The sequence below is a fragment of the Pseudomonas sp. G5(2012) genome (genome assembly GCF_000408945.1).
Classification (GTDB): domain Bacteria; phylum Pseudomonadota; class Gammaproteobacteria; order Pseudomonadales; family Pseudomonadaceae; genus Aquipseudomonas; species Aquipseudomonas umsongensis.
Window position 1 is genome coordinate 1 of sequence record NZ_APIO01000059.1, and the last position, 16,915, is coordinate 16,915.

Annotated in this window: 17 protein-coding genes; 6 read left to right on the forward strand and 11 right to left on the reverse strand. The window is 58.8% G+C overall.

All coding sequences use genetic code 11. From position 1 onward, the window contains the following. Positions 1-328 precede the first annotated feature (328 nt). From msrQ to PG5_RS18140, 6 genes are all read right to left on the reverse strand, one after another. Positions 329-949: a protein-methionine-sulfoxide reductase heme-binding subunit MsrQ gene (msrQ, locus tag PG5_RS18115; protein ID WP_042955491.1), complete on the reverse strand. Its 621-nt coding sequence runs from the start codon at positions 947-949 to the stop codon at positions 329-331. Further along, the gene (msrP, locus tag PG5_RS18120; RefSeq protein WP_020798576.1) at positions 949-1,962 is read right to left on the reverse strand and encodes a protein-methionine-sulfoxide reductase catalytic subunit MsrP; all 1,014 of its coding nucleotides are present in this window, start codon (positions 1,960-1,962) and stop codon (positions 949-951) included. The genes msrQ and msrP overlap by 1 nt, the downstream gene beginning before the upstream one ends. Positions 1,963-2,025: 63 nt before the next feature. Then, a complete protein-coding gene (pssA, locus tag PG5_RS18125; RefSeq protein ID WP_020798577.1) occupies positions 2,026-2,883 on the reverse strand; it encodes a CDP-diacylglycerol--serine O-phosphatidyltransferase in 858 nt (285 codons plus the stop codon). A 144-nt stretch (positions 2,884-3,027) separates the two neighbouring features. Then, a complete protein-coding gene (gene ilvC, locus PG5_RS18130) occupies positions 3,028-4,044 on the reverse strand; it encodes a ketol-acid reductoisomerase (RefSeq protein ID WP_007909969.1) in 1,017 nt (338 codons plus the stop codon). A gap of 45 nt (positions 4,045-4,089) precedes the next feature. Then, complete coding sequence (gene ilvN, locus PG5_RS18135) at positions 4,090-4,581, reverse strand: acetolactate synthase small subunit (protein WP_003176102.1); 492 nt, start codon at positions 4,579-4,581, stop codon at positions 4,090-4,092. A 2-nt stretch (positions 4,582-4,583) separates the two neighbouring features. Next, complete coding sequence (locus PG5_RS18140) at positions 4,584-6,308, reverse strand: acetolactate synthase 3 large subunit (protein ID WP_020798578.1); 1,725 nt, start codon at positions 6,306-6,308, stop codon at positions 4,584-4,586. A gap of 400 nt (positions 6,309-6,708) precedes the next feature. Between PG5_RS18140 and PG5_RS18145 the strand changes: the two genes are divergently transcribed. Further along, positions 6,709-7,131 carry a DUF4124 domain-containing protein gene (locus tag PG5_RS18145; protein WP_020798579.1) on the forward strand — a complete coding sequence of 141 codons (423 nt, stop codon included), beginning with the start codon at positions 6,709-6,711 and terminating at the stop codon, positions 7,129-7,131. A gap of 108 nt (positions 7,132-7,239) precedes the next feature. Here PG5_RS18145 and PG5_RS18150 read toward each other — a convergent pair whose 3' ends face one another. From PG5_RS18150 to mrcB, 3 genes are read right to left on the reverse strand one after another with little or no spacing between them, the layout of a single operon-like run. Further along, the gene (locus PG5_RS18150; RefSeq protein ID WP_020798580.1) at positions 7,240-7,575 is read right to left on the reverse strand and encodes a YqcC family protein; all 336 of its coding nucleotides are present in this window, start codon (positions 7,573-7,575) and stop codon (positions 7,240-7,242) included. After that, positions 7,575-8,324 carry a M48 family metallopeptidase gene (locus tag PG5_RS18155; protein ID WP_020798581.1) on the reverse strand — a complete coding sequence of 250 codons (750 nt, stop codon included), beginning with the start codon at positions 8,322-8,324 and terminating at the stop codon, positions 7,575-7,577. The genes PG5_RS18150 and PG5_RS18155 overlap by 1 nt, the downstream gene beginning before the upstream one ends. A 16-nt stretch (positions 8,325-8,340) precedes the next feature. After that, a complete protein-coding gene (gene mrcB, locus PG5_RS18160) occupies positions 8,341-10,665 on the reverse strand; it encodes a penicillin-binding protein 1B (RefSeq protein ID WP_033044039.1) in 2,325 nt (774 codons plus the stop codon). Between the two features lie 115 nt (positions 10,666-10,780). Between mrcB and PG5_RS18165 the strand changes: the two genes are divergently transcribed. The 5 genes from PG5_RS18165 to PG5_RS18185 all read left to right on the forward strand — a co-directional run bounded on the left by PG5_RS18165 (position 10,781) and on the right by PG5_RS18185 (position 14,742). After that, positions 10,781-12,337 (forward strand): bifunctional aminoglycoside phosphotransferase/ATP-binding protein, encoded by a 1,557-nt coding sequence (locus PG5_RS18165; RefSeq protein WP_020798583.1) that lies wholly within the window; start codon positions 10,781-10,783, stop codon positions 12,335-12,337. A gap of 90 nt (positions 12,338-12,427) precedes the next feature. Beyond that, positions 12,428-12,772, forward strand: a complete 345-nt coding sequence (locus PG5_RS18170; protein ID WP_020798584.1) for a pentapeptide repeat-containing protein — start codon at positions 12,428-12,430, stop codon at positions 12,770-12,772. 242 nt (positions 12,773-13,014) lie between these two features. Next, on the forward strand, positions 13,015-13,287 hold the full coding sequence (locus PG5_RS18175) for a TfoX/Sxy family protein (protein ID WP_007971093.1): 273 nt from the start codon (positions 13,015-13,017) through the stop codon (positions 13,285-13,287). A 16-nt stretch (positions 13,288-13,303) separates the two neighbouring features. Beyond that, on the forward strand, positions 13,304-14,113 hold the full coding sequence (locus PG5_RS18180) for a Crp/Fnr family transcriptional regulator (protein ID WP_020798585.1): 810 nt from the start codon (positions 13,304-13,306) through the stop codon (positions 14,111-14,113). A gap of 311 nt (positions 14,114-14,424) precedes the next feature. Further along, positions 14,425-14,742 carry a Rieske 2Fe-2S domain-containing protein gene (locus PG5_RS18185; protein ID WP_020798586.1) on the forward strand — a complete coding sequence of 106 codons (318 nt, stop codon included), beginning with the start codon at positions 14,425-14,427 and terminating at the stop codon, positions 14,740-14,742. Here PG5_RS18185 and sfsA read toward each other — a convergent pair. Next, on the reverse strand, positions 14,739-15,452 hold the full coding sequence (gene sfsA, locus PG5_RS18190; RefSeq protein ID WP_020798587.1) for a DNA/RNA nuclease SfsA: 714 nt from the start codon (positions 15,450-15,452) through the stop codon (positions 14,739-14,741). The two genes, PG5_RS18185 and sfsA, sit on opposite strands and share 4 nt — an antisense overlap. Further along, positions 15,452-16,624, reverse strand: coding sequence for a pyridoxal phosphate-dependent aminotransferase (locus tag PG5_RS18195; RefSeq protein ID WP_020798588.1), 1,173 nt, complete (start codon positions 16,622-16,624; stop codon positions 15,452-15,454). Before PG5_RS18195 ends, sfsA begins: the two co-directional genes overlap by 1 nt. Positions 16,625-16,915 lie beyond the last annotated feature (291 nt).

Sequence of the window (16,915 nt, forward strand, 5' to 3'; positions counted from 1 at the left end):
GCGGTTGGTTAAGATCTTTCGTCTCAACCGAGGCGCGCATTCTACAGCAGCCTCATTTGCTGTCAAGTGATATTTTTCAGAAGCTTTCAAGGAATCCTTAACAACTTCAACCACTTGCGCTTCAGATCTCTCATCAGCGGGAGGCGAATTCTACAGCGTTACACGCTGCTGTCAACACCTCTTTTTCAACGTCCTTGGCGCTTCGATGAACTGAAGCAACCTGCTGCCGAAAACTTCGTAACTCATTGTTTACCAAGGAGTTTTCCGTTTCGACTGCGCCGGAAGTGGGGCGAATTATAGGCTTCCAGAATCTGCCGTCAACCACTAATTACGCCTTTTTGGCAGAAGTACCCTTTTTAGCGATCAGGCGCGGGATTCGACGAGCCAGCGGCGGTAGCCTGAGCACTAACAGCAATGCGCCTATAGATGCATAGATCGACCACTCCTTAACATCGGCGCGCACGATCCAGAGCATATGCAGCAATCCGAGCACGAGAACCAGATAAGCCAAGCGATGCAGCTTCTTCCAAAGAACTCCCATACGTCGTTGGCTGTATCGATTGGACGTGCAAGCCAACGACAGCAAACACAAAAAACCCAATGCCCCGACAATGATGTACGGTCGCTTGCGCAATTCGACACCTAGCTGCGACCAGTCAAATCCAAGGATGAACGCCAGGTAGGCGCTCAAGTGCAGAACCACGTAAGCGAAACACCACAATCCCAATTGCCGCCGGACCGCTATCCACACCGCCCAACCCGTGAGCTTTTGCAGCGGCGTCATACTGAGCGTGATGAGCAACAGCACAAGCGCCCCTAACCCCAACCGATCAACCAGCACCTTGCCGGGATCAGGCCCCAGCGCATCCTGCCAGGCCTGGTACAACCAAAGCAGCGGCCACACCATTGCACAAATGAAAACCGCTGTACGCCAGAGCGGATATCGCATCAATAATTCTTCCGCAAATCGAGCCCTGCATATAAAGAAGCGACTTCATCCGCATAACCGTTGAATATCAGCGTGTCACGCACATTGGGCTTGAACAGGCCGCTCGGCAGTCGGCGCTCGCGAGCCTGGGTCCAGCGCGGGTGGTCAACCGTAGGATTCACGTTCGCGTAGAAACCGTATTCATCCGCGGCAATACTCTGCCAAGTGGTTTTAGGCTGTTCGCTCACCAGGCTTATCCGCACGATGGACTTGATGCTTTTAAACCCGTACTTCCATGGCACGACCAAACGCAAAGGCGCCCCGTTCTGGTTCGGCAACTCACGCCCGTACATCCCCACCGCCAGTATTGCCAGCGGGTTCATGGCTTCATCCAATCGCAGCCCTTCTACATAAGGCCAGTCGATCAAGGCGAACCCGGACCGCTGTCCAGGCATGCTCTTTGGATCCTGCAGGGTTTCGAAGCGTATGAATTTGGCGCTTGACGTGGGCTCTACCTGGCCAAGCAGCGCCGAAATGGGGAAGCCGATCCATGGAATCACCATCGACCACGCCTCAACGCAGCGCAAACGGTAAATGCGCTCTTCCAACTGATAAGGCTTCATGAAGTCTTCCAGAGCATACCGCCCAGGCTTACCCACCTCCCCGTCCACGACCACGCTCCAGGGTTCGGTTTTCAGCGCACCGGCGTTGGCAGCCGGGTCACCCTTGTCAGTGCCGAACTCATAGAAGTTGTTGTAATGCGTCGCGTCCTTGAACGGTGTGATCGCCTCATCCTTCACGCTGACGGCACCCCATCGAATCGAGGGAAGCTTTTCGCCAAACCAGGAGGGTGCCTTGCCAGGCTCGACACCCGGGTATCGCGCCGCTTCATCGGCCACCGCCCACCGCGGCAGACTGCTCACCGCCAATCCGGTTACGGCAGCACCCAATACATTGCGTCGAGAAAGATAGAGAGATTCAGGCGTGACGTCCGACTCATGGCAGTCGGACGCTTTTGGGACTTTGATCAGCATGGCTACTCCGCAGCATTGGAGAACAGGCGCACCAACAGACTGCGGAGTATGAGGGAAATTACATCACTCGGCGCTTTTACGCCGACGAAGATGTAACAGGTATTGGACTGGACCAGATGCGGCGTAGGCGAGGAACACCAGGAGCAGGATGCGCGGCGGATCACTGAATACGACGGCAAACACCAACACCACAGCAAGGATCGCCACAAACGGAACGCGCCCTTTCAGGTCCAGCTCCTTGAAGCTGTTGTACTTGATGTTGCTGACCATCAGCATGCCAGCCGCCGCCACCATCAGCGCAACCAGGAAGGACATCTTGGAACCCTGGATGCCGTAATCACTGAACGCCCAGACAATACCGGCTACGACTCCCGCCGCAGCCGGGCTGGCGAGACCGATGAAATAACGCTTGTCGGCAGTACCGACCTGGGTGTTGAACCGTGCCAGGCGCAACGCCGCACCCGCGACATAGATGAAGGCGACCATCCAGCCGACCTTGCCCATGTCACCAAGCGCCCAGCCGAAGGCGAGCAACGCCGGTGCCACGCCAAAGGCGACCATGTCCGACAGCGAGTCGTACTCGGCGCCAAAGGCGCTCTGGGTATTGGTCATGCGGGCAACGCGGCCGTCAAGGCCGTCGAGCACCATCGCCACGAAAATCGCGATGGCGGCGAACGCAAAATACTTGCTCGCACCAATCGAATCGCCGGCACTCAAGGCACTCTGGGCGCTCATCGAGTTGATGATGGAATAGAACCCTGCGAAGAGATTCGCAGTGGTGAACAGATTCGGCAGAAGATAGATACCACGATGCCGGACTTTACGGCCGTCAGCGTCATGCCCTTCTTCGATGTGCTCATCGATGGGCAGAAGGCTTTCGGCGTCAGAAGCCTGCTTTGGCTCTTCGGGACGTTCGCTCATGGACATTACCTTGCAACGGGGTGGAAAGTTTCGACAGGTGTCTGGGACGACGGTTCGACCGCAAACGATGCAGCTTTATACCAGAACCGATCACCCAAACGAAAAAACGCGGCCTAAGCCGCGTTTTTCGTACAAGTAATCGACTTAGTTCTTGGCTTTGTCGACGATCTTGTTGGCACCGATCCAAGGCATCATGGAGCGCAGTTGCTCGCCGATGACTTCGATACCGTGCGCGGCGTTATTACGACGCTTGGCGGTCATCGAAGGATAGCCGGTAGCGCCTTCGCTGATGAACATCTTGGCGTATTCGCCGTCCTGAATGCGTTTCAGGGCGTTGCGCATGGCCTGACGGGATTCGGCGTTGATCACTTCCGGGCCAGTCACGTACTCGCCGTACTCGGCGTTGTTGGAGATCGAGTAGTTCATGTTGGCGATACCGCCTTCGTACATGAGGTCCACGATCAGCTTCAGTTCGTGCAGGCATTCGAAGTAGGCCATTTCCGGCGCGTAGCCAGCTTCAACCAGGGTTTCGAAACCAGCTTTTACCAGTTCAACGGTACCGCCGCACAGAACGGCTTGTTCGCCGAACAGGTCGGTTTCAGTCTCGTCCTTGAAGGTGGTTTCGATGATGCCGGTACGACCGCCACCCACGCCAGCAGCGTAGGACAGTGCTACGTTTTTAGCGTTGCCGGATGCGTCCTGGTAGATCGCGATCAGGTCAGGGATACCGCCGCCTTTGACGAACTCGGAACGTACGGTATGACCTGGTGCCTTCGGCGCGATCATGATCACGTCGAGGTCAGCGCGCGGCACAACCTGGTTGTAGTGGATCGCGAAACCGTGGGAGAAGGCCAGGGTGGCGCCTTTCTTGATGTTCGGCTCGATTTCGTTCTTGTACAGGGAAGACTGGAACTCGTCCGGGGTCAGGATCATGACCAGGTCGGCAGCAGCAACAGCGGAAGCAACGTCAGTCACTTTCAGGCCGTGGGCTTCAGCCTTGGCAACAGTGGCCGAGCCTTTGCGCAGGCCAACAGTCACGTCAACGCCGGAATCTTTCAGGTTGCACGCTTGAGCGTGGCCTTGGGAGCCGTAACCGATGATGGCAACTTTCTTGCCCTGGATGATCGACAGGTCGCAGTCTTTATCGTAGAAAACTTTCATGAATTTCCCCTATATCAGGCCGTTCAGGCCATTCGCTAATTTGGTTTAGATGCTGAGTACTTTGTCGCCGCGGGCAATACCGGTGACGCCACTGCGGACGGTCTCCAGGATCGAGGCGGTGCCAATGGACTGGATGAAGCTGTCGAGCTTGTCGCTGGTACCGGTCAATTGAACGGTATATACGCTGGCACTGACATCGACGATCTGTCCACGGTAAATATCGGTGGTGCGCTTGATCTCGGCGCGCTGGGCGCCGGTGGCCTTGACCTTGACCAGCATCAGTTCGCGCTCGATGTGAGCACTTTCCGACAGGTCGACCAATTTGACCACTTCGATCAGCTTGTTCAGGTTCTTGGTGATCTGCTCGATGACTTCATCGTGCCCGACAGTGGTCAGCGTCAGACGCGACAGGGTCGGGTCTTCGGTGGGGGCCACGGTCAGGCTTTCGATGTTGTAGTTGCGCTGCGAGAACAGGCCGACAACACGAGACAAAGCGCCAGGTTCGTTTTCCAGAAGCAAGGAAATAATGTGCCGCATGATTAAGTACGCTCCGTCTTGCTCAGCCACATATCGCGCATGGAGCCGTCTTTGATCTGCATCGGATAGACGTGCTCGCTGGTGTCGACCGAAATATCGATTACCACCAGGCGATCTTTCATGGCGAACGCCTCTTCCATCTTCGACTTCAAATCTTTCGAATCAGTGATGCGCACGCCAACGTGGCCATAGGCCTCCGCCAGCTTGACGAAATCAGGCAGCGATTCCATGTAGGAATGAGAGTGACGGCTGCCGTAGCTCATGTCCTGCCATTGGCGAACCATGCCCAGTACACCGTTGTTCAGGATGACGATCTTGACCGGCAAACCGTATTGCAGGCAGGTCGACAATTCCTGAATGTTCATCTGGATGCTGCCCTCGCCCGTTACGCAGGCGACGTCATCATCCGGAAAGCTCAACTTGATACCCATGGCCGCAGGGAAACCGAAGCCCATCGTGCCCAGGCCACCGGAGTTGATCCAGCGGTTCGGCTTGTTGAACTTGTAGTACTGCGCCGCGAACATCTGGTGCTGACCCACGTCGGAGGCTACAAAGGCATCGCCCTTGGTCACTTCGCACAGGGTTTCAATCACCGCCTGCGGCTTGATGACACTGCCGTCGCCCTTGTCATAAGGGAACAGGCCGCGGTCACCGCGCCACTCGTCGATCTGCTTCCACCAGCTGGCCACGGACTCCTTGTTCGGGGTCTCGCCGATTTCCTTGAGGATCGCGACCATTTCGGTCAGGACGCTCTCGACCGGACCCACGATAGGCACATCGGCCTTGATGGTCTTGGAGATCGATGCCGGGTCGATGTCGATGTGGATGATCTTGGCGTTCGGGCAGAACTTCGATGCACCGTTGATGACGCGGTCGTCGAAGCGTGCGCCGACGGCCAGGATCACGTCAGCATGGTGCATCGCCAGGTTGGCGGTGTAGCTGCCGTGCATACCCAGCATGCCGATGAACTGACGGTCGGTACCAGGGTAACCGCCCAGGCCCATCAGGGTGTTGGTCACTGGCAGGTTGAGCATCTTCGCCAACTCGGTGAGCGGCGCGGAACCACCACCCAGGATGACGCCACCGCCCGAATACAGCACAGGCCGCTTGGCCGCCAGGAGCATTTCTGCCGCCTTGCGGATTTGCCCCGAGTGGCCGCGAACGGCCGGGCTGTAGGAGCGCAGCTTGGCTTTTTTCGGGAAGACGTATTCGAACTTCTCGGCCGGGTTGGTCATGTCTTTCGGAATGTCGACAACGACCGGACCAGGACGACCGGATTGCGCCAGGTAGAACGCCTTCTTCATGACTTCCGGGATTTCCGACGCATGCTTGATCATGAAGCTGTGTTTCACGATCGGCCGGGAGATACCGATCATGTCGGTTTCCTGGAAGGCGTCGGTACCGACCATGGTGCTAGGCACCTGGCCAGAAATCACCACCATCGGAATGGAGTCCATGTAGGCCGTGGCGATACCGGTGATGGCGTTGGTCGCGCCCGGGCCGGAGGTCACCAGTACCACGCCGGCTTTACCGGTGGCACGGGCGTAGCCGTCAGCCATATGGGTCGCGGCCTGCTCGTGACGAACCAGGATGTGAGTCACTTCCGGTTCTTTGAACAAGGCATCATAGACATGAAGAAGAGCACCACCCGGGTACCCGTAGATATACTTGACGCCTTCGTCGCGCAAAAAGCGGACGAGCATCTCACCGCCAGATAAAAGCTCCACGTTGTTCACCTCTAAAACGCCAGAATACCGTCCACGAAAAGGGGGACGGGTCTTAATAGGTTTACTTCCCAGCAGAGCATGAGCGACGGTGGTCGCCGACTACGTCAGCACTGACTGAGCAAGTATTGGGATCGTCCCAAGTGTTGCGGGCCTTTCCCACCCAGCGCGAGGTAACGCGTTGCGGGTGTAACAGGTCGGCGCGGATGTGCGCCTCATGATCTGCTGAGTGGGTCTGCTTCTGGCAGTCCCTCTACAGCGGACTTTGGATTCTTCTGTTTCGTCCCTTGCAAGTCAAGTCGTCTATGAGCTTTATTCTACTAACCACATGAGAACGCAAGAAAAAACCTGTAAACCCCCTGCGTGTTAGCTTCAATTGCGCAACTTTTGACAAGGAATTGGCATGCGTACGCACTTCCTCATCGCCGGCCTGATGCTCGCCCTTAGCCCGATGTGCATGGCCGCGCAGATTTACCAGTGGGTCGACGCCCAGGGCGTTACCCATTTCGATGCTCAACCGCCTCGGGATCAGCCTGCCACTACCATCGTTACGCCCGCCTCACAGCCTGGCAGGTCGGGCACTGGCGCCCGCAACGGTGCAATTGGCGACCAACAAGCCATCGACAAATCGGTGAAGAAGCAGGTGAGCGAGCAACAGAACCAGCTGAAGGTCTTCTGCGAACAGGCACGAACCAACCTGGCGCAGCTACAGAATAATCCGCGCTTGAGAGAGCAAGTGGATGGCCAGATGCGGCGTATTGACGACTCCCAGCGTCAGGAGCGCATCGATGAAACGCAAATGCAGATTGCGGATAACTGCATGTAGGAGCCCGTAGGAGCTGTCGAGTGCAACGAGGCTGCGATCTTTTTTTGAAAGCAAGATCAAAAGATCGCAGCCTCGTTGCACTCGACAGCTCCTACAGGGGATCGCAGCTCAGCGCGAGGCGGTGATCAGTTGATCGAACTCTTTGAGCAAAGCCTGCAGCTGCCGATCCTTGCCCTGGACATTGCGCTGGGCGAAGACCATTTCAGCCATCTCCTGAATCCCCGATGCATTCGGCAAGGGCAGATCCTGCTCCAGGATTGCTTTCATGCGCGGCAGGAAGATCCATTGCAGCCACTGCTCGAAGTCCAGCGTATCAACTGAAAACGGCTCGACGCTGGACAGCGCTTCAGCGGATGGCGCGACCTCGTCCCACCACCCTTGCACCCGCAATTCGCGTTCGATCAGCAGCAGTTGATCGGCAATCTTCGGAAACCGTACATCCATCACGAAGTAACCTTGGCTTTCTGGCGAGCCAAAGCGGCGCCCGCCGAATCACCCTGCTTCTCGCGCGCTTGGGCAATCAGCTCCCAAAGGCTGGCCTGCAGTGCCGGACGCCCGTTGGCGAAGGTCAGGCCACGGCGAGCAAATTGCTCGGCCTGCGGCGCATCACCTTGGGCCATGCGCACCTGCGCCAGGCGATAGAGCACTTGCGGCTCACGCGGGGCGACACGCTGGGCGCGCTCGAGGCTGGAAGAAGCGCCATTGAGATCGCCGCCGGCCTGTTGCTGCTGAGCGGTGGTTAATAATGCCAGCACCGGCCCGTCCAGTTGCTCGTCGGCGGACAAGCCACCGGAAGTGGCCGACGGAATCCCGCTCGGTGTCGAGGGCATGCTGTAGCTGCCTTGATTGACCGGTGCGGACTGAACCGGCGACGTATCGATCGGCCCGGGCGTAATCGGGCCCGGGGTTATTGGTCCCGGAGTAATCGGAGTCGTGCTGATCGGTGCCGACGTCACCGCACCACCACCCGGCACCATCACGACAACACCAGTATCGCCTTGTGGAATCTCCTGGGCCTGGGGTTGCACAGGACGCTTTACCGTCGTCTGACGGTAGCCGCCGTTCGCCGATACGCGCTCGCTATTGGAGACCTTGGTGCCGGAGTCCACCACCGGAATCGAGCCGCGCTGTACCGAAGAACAACCGCTGAGCAAAGCCACGGCGGTAATCGCTGGAATCAACCACTTGTTCACTTGAAACCCTCTTTGCTTAATTCATCCAGCCCTTGACCCAATCCATCACCGTTTCACCGTTGATCGGGCTTTCGCCACCACAAGCGGGACCGGGAGGCGGTTCGCTGCCGCGAATATACGGCATCTGCACGGCGCCGGGGCAACCGGCGTCGGAGCCTTGGCCGGTTCGCGAATCGACCCAGGCCTGAACGATATTATCCGGCTGCGGCATGTCCAGCGGCAACGGGTCGGCCTTGCGCATGAAGCTGGTCCAGACCTGCAACGCACCGGTGGCACCCGTGAACGGTGTCTTGCCGTTGTCGTCGCGTCCCAACCAGACCACCGCCAGCAAGTCCTGACTGAAACCTGCGAACCAACTGTCTCGCGAGTCGTTACTGGTGCCGGTCTTGCCGGCCAGGGTCAAGGTCTTTGGCAACACGTTGTAGACCGAGCTGCCGGTACCTTCACGCATCACGCGCTGCATGGCGCTCTGGATCAGGTAGATCGACGCGGGGTCGAAACGCTGCTGGATCTGGAACGGATAACGCTTGAGCGGCTCGCCTTCCGCCGTCAGGACGCTACGGATCCCGCGCATCGGCGTATTGAAACCGCCATTGGCGAGCGTCTGGTACATGGTCGCCACTTCGATCGGGGTCATGCCGCCAGCGCCCAGCAACATCGACGGGAAGGCCGGAAACTCGCGACTGACACCCAGGCGCCCAAGAGTCTTGAGGACATTCGGCACACCCACGGCCAGGCCCAGGCGTGCGGTCGACAAGTTGTAGGAGTGCGCCAGCCCTTGGTAAAGGAAAACCGTGCCGTGGGAACGGCGATCATAGTTCTGCGGTTTCCAGACCTGGCCGTCGGCGCCCTTGACCGAGAAGTAGTCGTCCGACAGCCAACTGGTCAATGTGTACTGGCTCGGTTTTTCCAGCGCCGTCAGGTAAACCGCCGGCTTGATCAACGAGCCGATCGGCCGCACCGCGTCCAGCGCCCGGTTGAAACCGGCAAAGCTGGCCTGGCGACTGCCGATCATGGCCTGCACCTCGCCGGTTTCCGGATTGGTCACCACCATCGCCGCCTCGACCTCATCCGAGCCCTTGCGACCGGACAGGCGCTTGAACGTGTCGTTGACCGACGCTTCGGCCTTCATCTGCAGGATCGGATCGAAGCTGGTGAAGATCCGCAGCCCCTCCTCGGTCAAGTCTTCGTCGCGGTAGTCTTCACGCAGCTGGCGCTTGACCAGGTCAAGGAAGCCAGGGAACGAGCTGTCCGCCAGACTGCCGCGCTTGGTCACGCCCAACGGCATTTTTTTCGCCGCTTCGACTTGCTCCGCCGTGGCGACACCCTGCTCCTGCAGCACATCGAGCACCAGGTTACGCCGCTCAAGTGCACGCTCCGGATACCGGCGCGGGTTGTAGGAGGACGGCCCCTTGACCATGCCGACCAGCAAGGCCACCTGATGCAGCTTGAGCTCGGCCAGAGGCTGACTGAAGAAGAACTGGCTGGCCAGGCCGAAACCGTGCACCGCGCGTTGACCGTCCTGACCGATAAACACTTCGTTGAGGTAAGCCTCAAGGATCTCACGCTTGTCGTAGTGCAGTTCCAACAGCAACGCCATCATGGCTTCGGTCAGTTTGCGGGTCAGGCTGCGCTCGTTGGTCAGGTAGAAGTTCTTGACCAGCTGCTGGGTCAGGGTACTTCCCCCCTGACGCATGCGACCCGACGAGCCGTTGACCCAGATCGCCCGGGCAATCGACTTCGGCGAGACACCAAAGTGGTGATAGAAATCACGGTCCTCGACCGCGACCAGGGTCTCGAGCAAATACGGCGGCACCTGATCGATCTTGATCAGGATCCGGTCTTCGAGGTTTTTCGGGTACAGGCCACCGATCAGCAGCGGTTCCAGACGCACCACCGACAGTTTCGAACCCTTGGCCGCCGACAGCTCGGCCACGTAGTCGCCCGAGAAGCGCACACGCACCGGTTGCGCTTGCTCCATGCCTTCATAGAACTGGAAGCCACGGGTATTCAGATCGACGGTATTGCCGTTGACGGAAGCCGCGCCCGGACCGTTGGCCACGCTTTCACGGCGATAACCCAAGGCATCGAGCTCGGTGAGAAAATCGTCCCTGCTCAACTTTTGTCCGACGAACAGCTCGAGCGGACGTGCGTAGACCTTGGCCGGAATCATCCAGCGCTTACCGGAGAACTTCTCCTGCACGATGGCATCGAGGTAAACGGCGAACCCGGCCAGCACCACAAGGCCGACCAGGCTGAGTTTAAGGGCCCAGCCAAGCCAGGGCCGCAGGCCTCTGGAGGGGGGATTCTTTGGGGTACGGGGGGATCGAGTACGAGTCATGGCGGCGGATTATACGCACTTTATTCATAGTCAACAGGAGGCCCGCGAGTTTGCGTTAGGCTGGCTAGACGCCATAATGACGACCTGAATTTTTTCCGACTCTTAAGGATCGCCTGTGAGCCAGTCCCTGATCGCCGCCCTGCAAAACCCGGCCCTCTACCCGCATCCTGTAGATGGTTTCAAGGTCATCGAGACCCACATTTCCTGGGTCGTGCTTACCGGCCCCTTTGCTTATAAAGTGAAGAAGCCGATGAACTTCGGCTTCCTCGACTTCACCACCCTCGAGGCTCGGAAGCACTTCTGCGCAGAAGAGCTGCGCCTGAACCAGCGCCTGACCCAGGATCTTTATCTCGAAGTGTTACCGATCACCGGTAGCGCCGAAGCACCGCAACTGGGCGGCGAGGGTCCAGCCATCGAGTACGCGCTGAAAATGCGCCAGTTTGATCAGGACGGATTGCTCAGCACTCTGCAAGCCAATGGCGAACTGACACCGGCGCACATCGACCAGATGGCTGAACAGATTGCCCGCTTCCATCTGGACGCACCGCGAGTGCCGGCAGAACACGAAGCCGGGACCGCAGACAGCGTCATGGCCCCTGTACGGCAGAACTTCGAGCAAATTCGCCCCTTCCTCAGCGACAAGGCCGACCTGCTGCAACTGGACGCCCTGCTGGCCTGGGCTGAAAGCAGCTTCGAGCGTCTCAAGCCACTGTTTGCCCAACGCAAGGCCGAGGGCTTCATTCGCGAATGCCACGGCGACATCCATTTGGGCAACGCTACCGTGATCGACGGCCGCGTGGTGATCTTCGACTGCATCGAGTTCAACGAACCGTTCCGCTTCACCGACGTGTACGCCGACACCGCCTTCCTGGCGATGGACCTGGAAGACCGCGGCCTGAAGTGCCTGGCACGTCGATTCATCAGCCAATACCTGGAGCTGACCGGCGATTACCGTGGCCTGGAACTGCTGAACTTCTATAAAGCCTACCGGGCGCTGGTGCGCGCCAAGGTTACTCTGTTCAGCATGCCGGCCGAGGCCACTGCGGTGCAGCGCGCCACGACACTGCGCCAATACCGCAACTACGCCAACCTGGCGGAAAGCTACAGCACCATCCCGTCCCCCTTCATGGCCATCACCCACGGCGTTTCCGCCGTTGGCAAAAGCCACGTGGCCATGCGCCTGGTCGAAGCACTGGGGGCGATTCGCCTGCGCTCCGATGTCGAACGCAAACGCCTGTTCGGCGAGCAAACCGTCGCCAATGACCTGCAAGCCGGCATTTATAGTGCCGATGCCAGTGTCGCGACCTACCAGCGTTTGCATGAAATTGCCGGGCTGATCCTGCACGCCGGGTTCCCGGTGGTGGTCGATGCCACCTACCTCAAGCATGAAGAGCGCGACAAGGCGGCGAAAGTGGCCGAAGCGACCGGCGCGCCGTTCCTGATCCTTGACTGCAATGCACCCCAAGCAGTGATCGAGAGTTGGCTGGCCCTGCGCCAGGCAGACAAAAAGGATCCGTCCGACGCCACCCTGGCCGTAATCGAAGCCCAGCAAGCCAGTCGTGAAGCATTGACGCCCGCAGAAATCCTCTGCAGCAAACGCGTGCAGACCAACGAAAGCGGAACCCTCGACACAGTCGTAGAACAGATTCGCCAGCGCCTGCCCGGCCTGTAAGGAGCATTTGAGCCGTGAAGCCTGATCCGGCTTCACGGCCTTCAAACAGTGGCACTATACTGGCGTCATAAATCCAACAGGTGACGTGACATGAGCCAGCCGAAACTGCTCGACTCCCCGCTGTATGCCTTGCTGCATAAAGACGACATCACCGGTTTTAACAAAGAGCGCCCCAAACAGGGTCCTATCGACATGATCGGTGGTGATTTCCGCGGCCTCGACCTGCGCGAACTCAACGCCGAGGGCATCGACTTCACCGACGCCTATTTTCGCTCCGCCGATCTGCGCGGCATCGATTTTCGCAACGCTTCGCTCGAAGGTGCGAGCCTGGCCCACGCACAGATTTCCGGCGCCTATTTCCCAGTGGAGCTGAGCGCGGACGAAATCCTGATGTCGATGAACTTCGGTACGCGCCTGCGTTATCGCACCCGCTGACCGCCAGTCTGAATTGACAAGTCCAGCGCCCTGACATTGCGCTGAATTTTGGGCAGTATTGCCTGAAAACTTGGCAAATTGATCGCTTTTCTCACCTTTTCCTTGCTTTTGGCAGCATCACAGCCAGCGGCCTCTTAGAAGCTTTTGCGTCAAAAACGAGCAAACAATCACGCTTTTCCTACTGATGGCTACACTCCTCAGAAGCTTGCCCATGCACCATTCGGCCATCGCAAGGAGGCTTGATGAATGATGAACTGCAACACCTGAAGAATCTTGGCAAGACGTCGGCGCAATGGCTGCATGCCGTGGGCATCCACAGCGCCTCGGACTTGCGTCGCCTGGGGGCGGTGGATGCTTATCGAGCCGTGCGCACGCGCGGGTTCCGGGCGTCCAAGGTGTTGTTGTACGCGATCGAAGGCGCCTTGATGGACGTGCACTGGAATGACATCCCCGCCGAACGCAAGGAAGCCTTGAACAAACAACTCGAAGCCATCTCGTCACGCCACAAGAATTGAACGAGTACCGCTCGCCATGTACTTACTTGGGGAACAACCGGCCTACGCCGAAACACTGATCACTCGCCTGCAGAACATTCCCGCCCGGCTGTTGCAGGGTTTGACACCGAGCGGGCCCGCCGTCGAATTTTCCGCCATCGACGACCTGGCCGCCGTTTTGCCCGCCGATCAACTGTTCATGCTGGATGACGGCCGGCTGCATGGATGCATCGACGATCGCGCACTGTTCTACCTGCAGCATGGCGATCTGATCGGCCTGCGCCAGGACGCGGGATTGCCGCGCTGTCGCTTGTGCAGCAAGACGCCCCTGGCGCTGACACCCTACCTTCGATCGCAGGTGTTCCAGCACATCTATGCCGACCCGACCCGCTCGGAGCTGTTCCTGCAGTACATGGCGGGCCAGACCGCCCTGCTGTCCGATGCCGTGGCGCGCCTCAAGCAACCGGAGTTTCGCGCCACCAACGGCTTCCAGCGAGTTGCCAGCGGCGAAATCCTGATCCATCAGGGCGATGAGGCGGACCATGTGTTCGTGATCATCGACGGCCATGCCGAAGCGTTTGTCGATGGGGTGAAGGTGGGCGACGTGCCCAAGGATGAGATTTTCGGCGCCATGGCCGTGTTTACCGGGGAGAAACGCAACGCAACGGTCATCACCAGTGAACCCTGCACCCTCATGCGCATTCCCAAGGATCAGTTCTTGAGCCTTACCCAGAGCAATCCGAAGATTGCCAACAGCCTGATAGAGAGCATGGCCCGGCGTATCGACCTGCTGAATAAACAGGTTACACAGTTGAGTGCACTGAAAACGACAGGCAGAGCTCAGTGAATACAAGGACTTGGAACCATCGTGCGACAGGAATCAGGTAAATGGAAATCACCTGTTGACTTGGTAATGAGAATCGATATGATTATCACAACTGGTCGCGAGACTGGTCGATATTCTGAAAAGCCCTTGGTTCGGACTCTCAGATTATCTCCTCATCAGGCTAATCACGGTTATTTGACCCGGCTCTTGCCGGGTCTTTTTTTGCCCGCGGGAAAGTCGCGCAACGCTGCAGCCAGTATCCTGAGCATCTGAAACGGGTTTGCATTGGGCAACTCAGCTATTTGGTCAGTGCTTGCGACCTGAGGATCAGCATGAAATTTCTGTGTACCGGCATTGAACTGGCCGACGCCAGCAGCCGCGGTTTCAACCTCGACGGCCAGAAGTTGTTCGCCGTACGCCGGGGTGGCCAGGTCTACGTCTACATCAATCGCTGCCCGCACCGTGGCGTCGGACTCGAATGGACCCCTGACCAATTCCTCGACCCCAGTAACAGCCTGATCCAGTGCGCCACCCATGGCGCCCTGTTCCTGATCGAGGACGGCGAATGTGTCGCCGGCCCTTGCGCAGGACAATCGCTGACCCGTGTCGATTGTCGCGAAGACGCACAAGGCATCTGGGTCAGCCTCTAACCGCCGAGCAATACTTCAAGACGCCGGTCCACCACCATCTCCTCATGGGTCAGGCGAACACCGTAGGCCAACACTTCAACCCCGCACGCCACGGCCTCACGCAAGGCCTGTGCGTAGGCTGAATCGATTTCTTGCGCCGGACGCACCGCTTCGATGCCGCTGAGATTGACGCAATACAATTGCACCGCACGAATCCCGTCCCGAGCCAGATGGGCCAACTCCCGCAAATGCTTGGCCCCGCGCTGGGTCACCGCATCGGGGAACGCCGCCACAGCCGTGCCTTCATAGCCCAGGGTGACACTTTTTACTTCCACGTACGCGTGCCCGCTCGGGTACTCGAGGCGGAAATCGATGCGACTGCTTTCCTGACCGTAAGCGACTTCGCGCTTGAGCTCGGTGAAGCCGTTCAACTCGGTGATCACCCCCGCTCGCAACGCCTCTTCGATCAAGCCATTGGCCCGCCCGGTATTCACGCAGAACAAGCGCCCTTGCGGGGTTTCGCCGACTTCCCAGGTGCCGGGCAACTTGCGCTTGGGGTCATTGGAGCGACTGAACCAGACCTGCCCGCCTTCGACCTGACAATTGAGCATCGAGCCCGTGTTAGGGCAATGAATAGTCAGCAACTCACCATCGACGGTTTCGATATCGGCGAGAAAACGCTTGTAGCGGCGAATCAGCCGACCTTCTTCGAGTGGGGGATGAAAACGCATCAGCCTTGCCAGCTCCGCAAGCCACGCCCGATACGCTCCACCGCTTCCTGCAAGCGCTCAAGGTTTTGGGTGTAGGCAAACCGCACATGATGCCCGGCCTGATACCGGCCGAAGTCCAGCCCGGGCGTAATCGCGACATGCTCGGTTTCGAGGAAATGACGGCAGAACGCGAAGGCATCGCCGCCGAACTTGCTGATATCGGCATACAGGTAGAACGCGCCTTCCGGCTCGACGGCGATACCGAAACCAAGCGCTCTCAAGGCAGGCAGCAGGTAGTCGCGACGACGACCAAATTCGGCGCGACGCTCTTCCAGGATCGCGATGGTCGCCGGTTCAAAACAGGCCAACGCCGCGTGCTGGGCCATGCTAGGCGCGCTGATATAGAGGTTTTGCGCGAGCTTTTCCAGCTCACTCACCGCCGCATCCGGCGCTACCAGCCAGCCAAGACGCCAGCCGGTCATGCCGAAATATTTAGAAAAACTATTCAGCACAAAGGCGCTGTCGTCGACTTCCAGCACGCTGGCCGCATCGGTGCCGTAGGTCAGGCCGTGGTAAATCTCGTCCACCACCAGGTGACCGTGGCGCTGTTTGATGGCCTGGGACAGTTGCGCCAGCTCGTCGCGGGTGAGGATCGTACCGGTCGGGTTGGCCGGTGAGGCCACCAGTGCGCCCACACTGTCCTGGTCCCAATGCCGCTCAATCAGATCCGGCGTCAGTTGATAACGCACGTCCGGCCCCACCGGGACTAGCTGCGCGGCGCCTTCCACCAGGCGCAGGAAGTGCCGGTTGCACGGGTAACCCGGGTCGGCGAGCAGCCAGTGCTTGCCCGGATCGACCAACAAGGCACTGGCCAGCAGCAACGCACCGGAACCGCCGGGCGTGATGAGGATGCGTCGCGGGTCGATGTTCAAGCCATGACGCTGCTGATAAAAGCCCGCAATAGCCTCGCGCAGCTCGGGGATTCCGCGCGCGGCGGTGTAACGCGTCTTGCCCCCCTCCAGTGCCGCCTGTCCGGCGCGGATGATCGGCTCGGCGGTTGTGAAGTCCGGTTCGCCGATTTCCAGGTGGATCACATCGTGACCTGCAGCCTGCAATTCATTGGCCCGCGCGAGCAACGCCATGACATGGAAAGGTTCGATTGCGCGACTGCGGGCACTGTAGGACTGAGCCATTGGCCTTCCTTCAACAGGGAAAAGAACCAATTCTACCCAAGCGCAGGAACGAGCGAGAACCTAAAGCGGTCAGAGGCCTTATGACCCAGGCACAAACGAACTGAGCGAGTGCCCGGGGTTTGACTAAAATCATTAATTGAGCAGGGTTCCAGAGCCACCAGGCAACGCTTTGCCATCATTTGAAAGCGCCGCAGGCCGCGGCCTCGACATCCGGGAGTAGCGCGGTCTGATTTGATCTGGTAAGTTCGCCCGCTTGCAGCCGCAGGGCCGGCAGGTGCCGGTGATGGAGCA